General features: G+C 70.4%; 9 protein-coding genes. 2 read left to right on the forward strand and 7 right to left on the reverse strand.

Annotated elements, in window-relative coordinates; all coding sequences use genetic code 11:
• Nucleotides 1-390, forward strand: a 390-nt coding sequence (locus tag QZ753_RS17060) for an EAL domain-containing protein (protein ID WP_294645353.1), incomplete at its 5' end; no start/stop codon positions are given.
• 10 nt (nt 391-400) lie between these two features.
• On the opposite strand, the gene QZ753_RS17065 is transcribed toward QZ753_RS17060, so the two are convergent.
• Genes QZ753_RS17065 through QZ753_RS17080 form a run of 4 tightly spaced genes read right to left on the reverse strand, consistent with a single transcriptional unit; the run spans nt 401 to nt 5,238 of the window.
• Entirely contained in the window at nt 401-1,327 is a 927-nt protein-coding gene (locus QZ753_RS17065) for a phytoene/squalene synthase family protein (RefSeq protein ID WP_294645355.1), read from the reverse strand.
• The gene (locus tag QZ753_RS17070; protein WP_294645356.1) at nt 1,314-2,816 is read right to left on the reverse strand and encodes a phytoene desaturase; all 1,503 of its coding nucleotides are present in this window, start codon (nt 2,814-2,816) and stop codon (nt 1,314-1,316) included. The genes QZ753_RS17065 and QZ753_RS17070 overlap by 14 nt, the downstream gene beginning before the upstream one ends.
• Nucleotides 2,813-3,976, reverse strand: a complete 1,164-nt coding sequence (crtY, locus tag QZ753_RS17075) for a lycopene beta-cyclase CrtY (RefSeq protein ID WP_294645357.1) — start codon at nt 3,974-3,976, stop codon at nt 2,813-2,815. The genes QZ753_RS17070 and crtY overlap by 4 nt, the downstream gene beginning before the upstream one ends.
• Nucleotides 3,973-5,238, reverse strand: coding sequence for a glycosyltransferase (locus tag QZ753_RS17080; protein WP_294645359.1), 1,266 nt, complete (start codon nt 5,236-5,238; stop codon nt 3,973-3,975). Before QZ753_RS17080 ends, crtY begins: the two co-directional genes overlap by 4 nt.
• A gap of 139 nt (nt 5,239-5,377) precedes the next feature.
• Between QZ753_RS17080 and QZ753_RS17085 the strand changes: the two genes are divergently transcribed.
• Nucleotides 5,378-5,959, forward strand: coding sequence for a DUF2585 family protein (locus QZ753_RS17085; RefSeq protein WP_294645360.1), 582 nt, complete (start codon nt 5,378-5,380; stop codon nt 5,957-5,959).
• Between the two features lie 3 nt (nt 5,960-5,962).
• Here the strand turns inward: QZ753_RS17085 and QZ753_RS17090 are convergent, their stop codons facing one another.
• The 3 genes from QZ753_RS17090 to QZ753_RS17100 form a co-directional block, all read right to left on the reverse strand.
• A complete protein-coding gene (locus tag QZ753_RS17090; RefSeq protein ID WP_090962580.1) occupies nt 5,963-6,487 on the reverse strand; it encodes a GNAT family N-acetyltransferase in 525 nt (174 codons plus the stop codon).
• Between the two features lie 51 nt (nt 6,488-6,538).
• On the reverse strand, nt 6,539-8,062 hold the full coding sequence (locus tag QZ753_RS17095; RefSeq protein ID WP_294645362.1) for an ATP-binding protein: 1,524 nt from the start codon (nt 8,060-8,062) through the stop codon (nt 6,539-6,541).
• Nucleotides 8,063-8,195: 133 nt separating this feature from the next.
• Nucleotides 8,196-8,894 carry a D-lyxose/D-mannose family sugar isomerase gene (locus tag QZ753_RS17100; RefSeq protein ID WP_294645364.1) on the reverse strand — a complete coding sequence of 233 codons (699 nt, stop codon included), beginning with the start codon at nt 8,892-8,894 and terminating at the stop codon, nt 8,196-8,198.
• Between the last annotated feature and the right edge of the window lie 49 nt (nt 8,895-8,943).

Below are 8,943 nucleotides of genomic sequence, written 5' to 3' on the forward strand. Positions count from 1 at the left end.
CTGACCGAGACCGCGATCGTCACCAATCACGACGAGGTGGCCTCGATCCTGACCGCCGTCCGGGCCCTCGGGGTGCGGGTGGCCGTCGACGACTTCGGCACCGGCTTCTCGTCGCTCTCGCACCTGCGCCGCCTGCCGGTCGACGTCATCAAGATCGACCGGAGCTTCGTCACCTCGGCCGAGATCGACCGCAACTCGATGGCGGTGCTGAAAGGCCTCGTCCAGATGAGCCGCGACATGGAGATCGCCATCGTCGGCGAGGGCGTGGAGACGCCGGCCCAGCGCGAGATCCTGCGCCGGATCGGCTGCGACGGCGCGCAGGGCTACCTGTTCGGCAAGCCGACGCCCTTCGTGCTGCCGACGACGCCGCTGCTCGTCCGCGCCGTCTGACGGCGACGGGTCAGCGCGGCCGCGTCCACAGGAGCGGCGGGCGCGCCGGGCCGCTGCTGCCCCCCAGCGCCATCGCCGCGCCGCGGCCGATCTCGGCGATCTTCTCGCCCGTCGTCGTCGACACGCGCTCGGGCAGCGGCTGGGGTCCGATCGCCACGAGCTTCAAGCCGATGCGCCGATAGATGCCGTGCGCCGTGCCGACCGCCCAGGCCGAGCGGCGCGGCAGCGCGCCGACGCCGATGCGGGCGGAGGCATAGTAGGGCTCGGCCGCCTCGACGAGACGACGCCGCAGCCGGAACACGGCCTCGGCGTGCCGAGGATCGGTGAGATCGGCGACCTCGAGCCCCTCCTGGGTCAGCCAGTCGAGCGGCAGGTAGACGCGGCCGGCCACCGCGTCGTCGACGACGTCGCGCGCGATGTTGGTCAGCTGGAAGGCGAGCCCGAGGTCGCTTGCCCGGTCGAGCACGGCCTCGTCCCGGACGCCCATGATCCGCGCCATCATCACGCCGACGACGCCCGCCACGCGCCAGCAGTAGACGAGGAGTTCGTCGAGGGTGCGGTAGCGCACCTCGTCGACGTCCATGGCAAAGCCCGCAAGATGCTCGGCCGCGTCCGAGCGGGGAATGGCGTGCCGCCGCACGACTTCGGCGAGCGCCGCGAACGCGGGATGCAGGCCCTGCGTGCGCCCTTCGAAGGCGGCCTCCGTATCGGCCCGGAGCGCGGCGATGCGATCAAGCGCCGAGCGCTCGTCAAGGTGGCGGACGGCCGAGCCCGCCTCCTGCCCGTCCACCACGTCGTCGCAGTGCCGGCACCAGGCGTAGAGCATCACGACGCTCAGGCGCGTCTCGCGGTCGAAGAGGCGCGAGGCGGCGGCGAAACTCTTCGACCCCTTGGCGATCGACGCGGCCGAGACGGCCGCGAGGTCAGGCTGGTTCATGCCCGAGGATCAGCCCGGCCGTCGCCTTGGCCGAGCCGACGACGCCCGGCACGCCGGCGCCCGGATGGGTCCCGGCACCGACGAAGTAGAGGTTCGGGATCCAGTCGTCACGATTGTGCGCGCGGAACCAGGCGGACTGCGTCAATACCGGGTCGAGCGAGAAGGCCGACCCGTGATGGGCGTTGAGTTCCGACACGAAGTCGTTCGGCGTGAAGATGCGCTGGGTGACGAGGTCGGCGCGCAGGCCCGGCATGTAGCGGGCCTCGAGATAGTCGAGGATGCGGTCGGCATAGCGCGGCCCCTCGACCGACCAGTCGATCGGGGCGTTGCCGAGATGGGGCACCGGCGAGAGCACGTAGTAGCTGCCCATGCCCGGCGGGGCGAGCGACGGATCGGTGGCGCAGGGGCTGTGGAGGTAGAGCGAGAAGTCGCCCGCCAGCTCCTTGCCCTTGAAGATTTCGTCGATCAGCGCCCGGTAGCGCGCGCCGAAGAGGACCGTGTGGTGCTGCAGCTGCGTCTGGTGCCGCTTCAGGCCGAAATAGAGGACGAAGAGCGACATCGAGAAGCGCTTGCGCTTCAGCTTGGCGGCCTGCGCCGCGCCGCGCGTCGTGCCGCGCAGGAGCTTGTCGTAGGTGTGGACGACGTCGGCGTTGGAGGCGACGATATCGGCGTCGAAGGTGCGCCCGTCGTGCAGCACGACGCCGGTCGCTCGCCGGCCGTCGACCTCGATGCGCGAGACCTCGGCGTTCAGTTCGATCCGCCCGCCGATGTCGGTGAAGAGCTTCACCATGCCCTGAATCAGCGCGCCGGTGCCGCCCTTCGGGAACCAGACGCCCCATTCGCGCTCCAGCGCGTGGATCAGGGCGTAGATCGAGGAGGTCGCGAAGGGGTTGCCGCCGACCAGCAGCGAGTGGAACGAGAAGGCCTGCCGGAGCTGGTCGTCCTTGATGAATTCCGACACCTTCGCATAGACCGAGCGCCAGGCCTGAAGCTTGGCGAGCTGGGGACCGGCGCGCACCATGTCGCGGAACTGCAGGAACGGCACGGTGCCGAGCTTGAGGTAGCCCTCCTCGAAGACGGCTCTGGAATAGGCGAGGAAGCGGCGGTAGCCCTCGACGTCCTCGGGGCTCTTCGCGCCGATCTGGCGGTCGAGCTCGCCCTGGTCGTTGGCGTAGTCGAACGCGTAGCCGTCCTCCCAGCAGAGCCGGTAGAACGGGCTGACAGGCAGGAGCGTCACGTAGTCGGACAGCTTCCGGCCGGCCGCCTCGTAGAGCTCCTCGAGCGCCGACGGATCGGTGATCACGGTCGGCCCGGCGTCGAACACGAAGCCCTGGTCCTCGTAGACGTAGGCGCGGCCGCCCGGCTTGTCGCGCTTTTCCAGAAGCACCGTCTGGATGCCGGCGGCCTGAAGCCGGATCGCCAGCGCCAGTCCGCCGAAGCCCGAACCGATGACGATCGCGGACCGGGCGGGCGGGGGTACGTGCTTCATGCGGTTTCCTTGGGACGGCGGGCGGCGAGGACCCGGAGGGCGCTCAGGACCGGAACGGGGGGCTTGCCGGCGAGAATGCGCACCTTGTCGCCAAAGTCCAGCCGTGCGGCATAGAACCGCGCCACCAGATCCTCCGGCAGGCGGTGGAAATGTTCGAGGATCCGATAGCGCTCCTCCGGCCGCCCGGCCTGGAAGAGAAGCCGGTTCAGCATGCGGAAATAGCTGCGGTCGGACCAGATGTTGCGCGCGTGCGCGTCGAGAAGACGCGACAAACCTTCGGGCGAGACGTCCGGCGCGCGCGACACGAGATCGGCGACGTGGACGGCGTCGGGCAGCGAGTAGCCGGTGGTCGGGTGGAACAGCGCATGGGCGAGGCCCACCGTCGGCATGCCGCCGGCGGCCGCGATCAGGGCGTCGATGTCGCCGCCGAGCGCGATCGGCAGGATCCCGTGCTCCTCGCGCACGAGGCGCCCCTCGCCCCACTTCGCTGCCGCCGCGTAGTCGGCCAGATGCCCGCGCAGGGTCTCGACGTCGAGATCGCCCCGGTCGGCATAGTAGGTGTCCTCGACGAGGAGGAGCGTCGGCGAGAAGGGCAGGAGGTAGACGAAGCGATAGCCGTCGCGCTGGGGCACGGTGGCGTCCATGATCACCGGGCGCTCGACGCCGTGCGGGCGGTCGAACTCCCATTCCTGGCCGAGGAACTTCTGGAAGCCGAGGTCGAGATGCGGGCTCTTTCGCGCGCCCCGTCCGTCGATCACGGCGCGCGCGGTCAGCGTGCGCTGGTCGGCGAGCGTCACGCCGGTCGTGGTGACCGCCACCGCCGGAACGCCGGTCAGGAGGCGCTCGCCGAGCCGCGCGGCGATCACCTCGCGGAAGCGCTCGGACGAGACCGAGGCGTAGCCGGTGGCAAAGCGGCGGCGCCGGCCGGGAAAGCGCACGTCGTAGTCGGCCCAGCGAGCCGAGACGAGCGGGGCGACCCAGTCCTGTTCGGCGGTCGACAGGTCGCCGTCGTGGAAGCTCCAGGTGTGGTTGCCGCCGAGCGCCTCGCCGCCCTCGACGACGAGGACCTTGAGGTCCGGACGCCGCATCGCGAGGCGATAGGCGATCAGCCCGTTGGCGAGGCCGCCGCCGAGGAGAATGACGTCGGCGTCGAGGCTCATGCCACCTCCCGCGCGAGAGGCGGCCAGGTGGTTGCGCGGGCATGCGTCACCCAGGCCTCGACCGCCTCGGCCGCACGCGTCGCGCCCCCCGCCTCGCCGATCGCCGCGCCGATGGCGGCGGCCTCCGAACGAAATTCCTCTTCGCCAAGAAGACGCACGAGCGCGCGCTCCACGGCGTCCGGCGTCAGGCGCCGACGCGAGAGCTTCAGCCCGGCGCCGTGGTGGACGAGACGAGCGGCGACGCCCGGCTGGTCGTAGGCGATAGGGATGGCGAGCGCCGGCACGCCGGCCTCCATCGCGTCGAGCGCGGTGTTCAGCCCGCCATGCGTCACGCAGACGCTCGCCGCGCGCAGCATGGTGCGCTGGGGCAGGAAGTCGGTCACGAGATCCGCATCGATGGTGGCCGCCTCCCGCGCCGTCAGACGTCCGCAATGAGCCACGACCAGACCGAGGTCAAGCCGGCGGCAGGCCTCGGCGATCACCCGGAAGAGACCGACGCGGTGCCCCTGCAGCGTGCCGAGCGAGGCGAAGACGAGCGGCCGGGCGGGATCGGGCGCGAAGGGGAGCGGCGCCTGCCCCTCGCCGGGCGAGCGCAGCGGCCCGACGCCGAGGATCCGCCGCGCGCCGCCATAGGGAAAGTCGAAGGCGGGCAGCGTCTGCGAGATCGTGCCGAGCGGCGACAGCCAGTCCTCGAGGCCCCCGAGCGGCTGGAGGCCGAGCGAGAGCGCGCAGCGACGAATCGTCTCGGCCTGCCGGCGCATCAGGAGGCCCGCGACGTAGCGCCCGCCGCGGTTGCGCTTCAGCCCGTCGACACTGTCGTCGAACGGCCAGTCGAGATAGGGCGGCGGCAGGGCCGCATCGGGATCGATCGGCAGCGCCGAGGCGAGCGAGACGAAGGGCAGGCCGAGATGCGTGGCGAGAAGGCCGGTCGCCGGCTCCATTTGGTCGCCGACGAGGGCCTCGACGCCGGCCTCGCGCAGAACCGCCACGCCGCCCGATACCAGTCCTTGCGTCCTCTCCGCGCTCTCGGCCACCGTGCGCAGGATGCCGAAGAGGCCGGTGGAGCCGGCCCTCGCCGTCGGACGCGGCGCTGCGCACAGCCCCGCCTCGCGGACGTCCCACGGGCCGGCGCGCACCATCTCGCCGACGCCCGCGTTCATCAGGAAGGTCGAGCGATGGCCGCGCTGGGCGAGCGCCAGCGCAAGAGCCTCGAACGCGCGCGCATGGCTCGGAAACGGGGGGCAGACGAGGCCGAAATGCAAAGCGATATGCCGAGGTTGGTGCGGGCGACGACATCACAGATAGCGTGAAACGCCCGAAGGGCGACGCACAAGACTGTGGACGGCACGCGAGCCGTCGCAACCTGTGGCCATGGCCGCGCGTTCAGCCGCCATGACAGACATGGCCCCACGCCCCGCCGACCGCGCCTCGAACGTGCTTCTGTCCACGACGGCGGGGCAGGTCATCGTGGGAGCGGCCATCGTCCTCGTGATGGCCGGCATTCTCGATCTGATGGGCCGGCCCCTGGTCTGCGACTGCGGCACCATTCGGCTCTGGGACGGCGACCCGCATTCGCCGGGGTCCTCGCAGCAGTTCTCGGACTGGTATTCCGCCCTGCACGTCGTCTTCGGCATCGGCCTCTATCTGGCGCTTCACCGCGTCAGGCCGCACTGGCCGACGCGCTGGCTCCTCCTCACCGCCCTCGCCTCCAGCGCCGTCTGGGAGGTCATGGAGAACTCGCCCTGGATCATCGCCATGTTCGGCCAGGCGGTCGGCGCGCCGGAGTACCACGGCGACAGCGTCTTCAACGCGCTCGGCGACACCGTGTTCGTGGCGCTCGGCTTTCTCGCGGCGCGTGCGCTTCCGCTGAAAGGGACGATCGCGCTCGTTCTTCTTCTTGAACTTGCCATCGCGCTCGCCATCCGCGACGGCTTCGTGCTCGGCACGCTGCGGCTTCTCGGGGTCTCGGTGCCGCCCGTCTGAGCGTCAGCGGGCCTTGGCGAACATCCAGCAGTCGCGCGGCGTATCCTCGATGTTCGGGTGCACCATCCAGCGCTTCAGCAGCCCCTCGCGCTCGAGGCCCGCCTTCTCCATCACGCGCGCCGACGCCACGTTGTCGACGTCGCAGGTGGCGCCGATGCGCCAGACATCGCGCTGCTTCATCGCCCAGGCGACGACCTCGGTCAGCGCCTCGGTCATCAGCCCCTGGTTCCACGAGCGGCGCGACAGGACATAGCCGAAGCCGATCCGCCCCGGCACGTCGCGCCGGATCGTCAGCGCACCGCGCAACTGCCGGTCCCGGCGCCCGAGAAGCGTGAAGGTGCGCGACGTCTCGCTGGCGATGCAGCCGGTGATGAACTCCTCGGTCTCGCGCACCGAAGTGTGCGGCGCCCAGGTCAGGTAGCGCGTGACCTCGGGGTCCTGCGCGTACTCGTCGAAGATCGCACCCGTGTCGCCGAGGGCGATGGGGCGGAGGATCAGGTCTTCGGTCCAGAGCGTCTCAGGAAACATGCGGCCCTTCTGGCACGGATCACGGGCGGGGACGAGCCCTCGCCCCGCGCATCATTTCACGCGGCGAAGGCGCGGGGCGGCGGCGGGCCCGCGCGGCTTGGCGCTGCCCGCCCCGGTGCGCCAGTTGTTGCCGGCGATGGTGACGACGCGGTTGCCGCGAAAGTCGGTCTCGGCAGCGATGTAGCCGCGCTCGGCCATCCAGGTCAGGAGGAAGCGCCCGCGCGAGGGCGAATGGCTGCCGTAGGCGCGCGCCAGCACCTCGTCGCCCGGGCAGGGCTCGGCGTCGCGCGCCGCCTTCGCCAGAAGGAGATAGACGCCCTGCATGTCCTCCGGCAGCTCCTCCGAGCGCGCCACGACCTGGCCCCAAGCCTCGTCTTCCTCGCCGTCGGCCCCGACGCCGGCACGCGCCAGCGCGAGCTTGCGCCGGAAGCCCGCAAGATCCAGCGCGCCCGGCGACAGGCGCTTCAGCCGGCAATGGGTGAGGAAGTCCTGATAGAGGGTCTGGACGGGGCGGAACGCCGCCTCCGGATCGGCCATCAGCTCGGTGAAGATCGAGTCGATCCGCTCCTGGCGCTCGGCCAGCGTCTCCTCGTCCTCCTGCGGCTCGTCCTCCAGCGGGGCGGGCGCGGCAAAGCGCGGCGCCGACACGCGCTCCAGAAGCTCGCGGGTCGCCACCGCCGGCTCGCGCCGCACCGGGGCCGGCAGGGCGACCGGCTCGTCAGCCCCGGCGGTGAAGATGAGGTCGGCCATCTCGGCCGGGCTCGCCTCGGGCAGCGCCATCAGCACCGGTCGCCCCGAGCGCCCGGCCGTCTCGACCGGGCCGATGCGCAACGGAATGGGCTTTCGCGACAACGCCGGCCCGAGTGCCACGAAATGGCCGGGCTCAAGGTCGCGGAAGCGCTCGGCCTGACGACGGTCCATGCCGAGAAGATCGGCCGCGCGCGCCATGTCGATGTCGAGAAAGGTGCGGCCCATCAGGAAGTTCGAGGCTTCCGCAGCCACGTTCTTGGCGAGCTTGGCGAGGCGCTGCGTCGCGATCATGCCGGCAAGTCCGCGCTTGCGGCCGCGGCACATGAGGTTGGTCATCGCGCCGAGCGAGATGCGACGCGCCTCGTCGCCCACCTCACCCGCGATCGCCGGCGCGAAGATTTGTGCCTCGTCCACCGCGATCAGCATTGGGAACCAGTAGTGCCGGTCGGCGTCGAACAGGCCGTTCAGGAAGGCGGCGGCGCAATTCATCTGCACCTCGGCATCGAGCCCTTCGAGGTTGAGGACGACGGAGGCGCGGTGCTGGCGGATGCGCGTCGCGATGCGGGCGAGCTCGGCCGGCGTCCGGTCGGCGTCCACCACGACATGGCCGAACCGGTCGGAGAAGGACACGAAGTCGCCTTCCGGATCGATGATCGCCTGCTGCACCCAGCCGGCGCTCTGCTCCAGAATGCGGCGGAAGAGGTGCGACTTCCCCGAGCCGGAATTGCCCTGCACGAGCAGGCGCGTGGACAGGAGCTCCTCCAGGTCCATCTCCGCCGGCTCGCCCGTGGCGGTCGTTCCGAGATCGACGGCGACCTTGGTCAAACGGCTTCACTCCGAGAATGCGAACGGCCCCGCACGGCTCAGCGCACGGGCCCGCGATGTTCATGGTCGAGGAAGCCCTAATCTAGCGGAGCGGGTGCCCGATCAGGAGTCCCGCGCCGCCCGGCGTCCACAGTTATCGCTGATTGCCCAGCCACTTGTCGTAGTCGGAGACAAGAAGGTGGAGCGGCGCCTCGTCCTCCTCGATCTCGGCAAAGCGCCCGATCGGCTCGGCGAAGACGTTGTCGGTCAGGTCGTCGTTGACGGTCGAGACCTCGCCGATGAGAACGTCCCCGCCCTCGCCCCAGAAGGCGTGCCAGTCGGTGCGCGGCATCAAGGTCACGCTCTCGCCCGGTGACAGACGCAGGATGTCGCCGCCCTTCATCTGGCGCCGCATGCCGTCGGTGACGACGTTCACCGGCAGCGACTTGTCGATCTCGCCGTCCGGCCCCGCCGTGTAGAGCTTCAGCGCCAGCGTCGCCCCGCCCCGGTTGATGATGTCCTCGGCCTTCAGATCGTGCCGGTGCATCGGCGAGAGCTGATCTTGCCGCGAGATCATGATCTTCTCGGCATAGAGCATGCCCCGCCCCGCCTTCAGGTCGGCATTGTCGCCGTTGCGCGTCGTGAACAGGAACAGGCCGAGATTGTCGAAGTCGCCGCGCCCGTAATCGGTGATGTCCCAGCCGAGCCGCCGCTCCACCACCGCCGAAAGATCATCCCGCCGCGCCTTCATCTCAGCCGGCGAGAGATAGGCGAACGGCGGCATCACGTAGCCGAACGAGCGGATGAACTCGTCGCTCTGCCGGATGATCTCGTTGACCCGCGATCTCTTCATGCTGCCCTCCTCCGGCACGCTCTCGTCGCCGATGCCCTAGCACGAGACG

The sequence above is a fragment of the uncultured Aureimonas sp. genome, assembly GCF_913775355.1.
GTDB lineage: Bacteria > Pseudomonadota > Alphaproteobacteria > Rhizobiales > Rhizobiaceae > Aureimonas.

Bases quoted from the DNA above. Each gene is read 5' to 3' on its own strand.
- QZ753_RS17065 (WP_294645355.1), bottom strand. From the start codon at position 1,327: ATGAACCAGCCTGACCTCGCGGCCGTCTCGGCCGCGTCGATCGCCAAG.
- QZ753_RS17070 (WP_294645356.1), bottom strand. From the start codon at position 2,816: ATGAAGCACGTACCCCCGCCCGCCCGGTCCGCGATCGTCATCGGTTCG.
- crtY (WP_294645357.1), bottom strand. From the start codon at position 3,976: ATGAGCCTCGACGCCGACGTCATTCTCCTCGGCGGCGGCCTCGCCAAC.
- QZ753_RS17085 (WP_294645360.1), top strand. From the start codon at position 5,378: ATGGCCCCACGCCCCGCCGACCGCGCCTCGAACGTGCTTCTGTCCACG.
- QZ753_RS17090 (WP_090962580.1), bottom strand. From the start codon at position 6,487: ATGTTTCCTGAGACGCTCTGGACCGAAGACCTGATCCTCCGCCCCATC.
- QZ753_RS17100 (WP_294645364.1), bottom strand. From the start codon at position 8,894: ATGAAGAGATCGCGGGTCAACGAGATCATCCGGCAGAGCGACGAGTTC.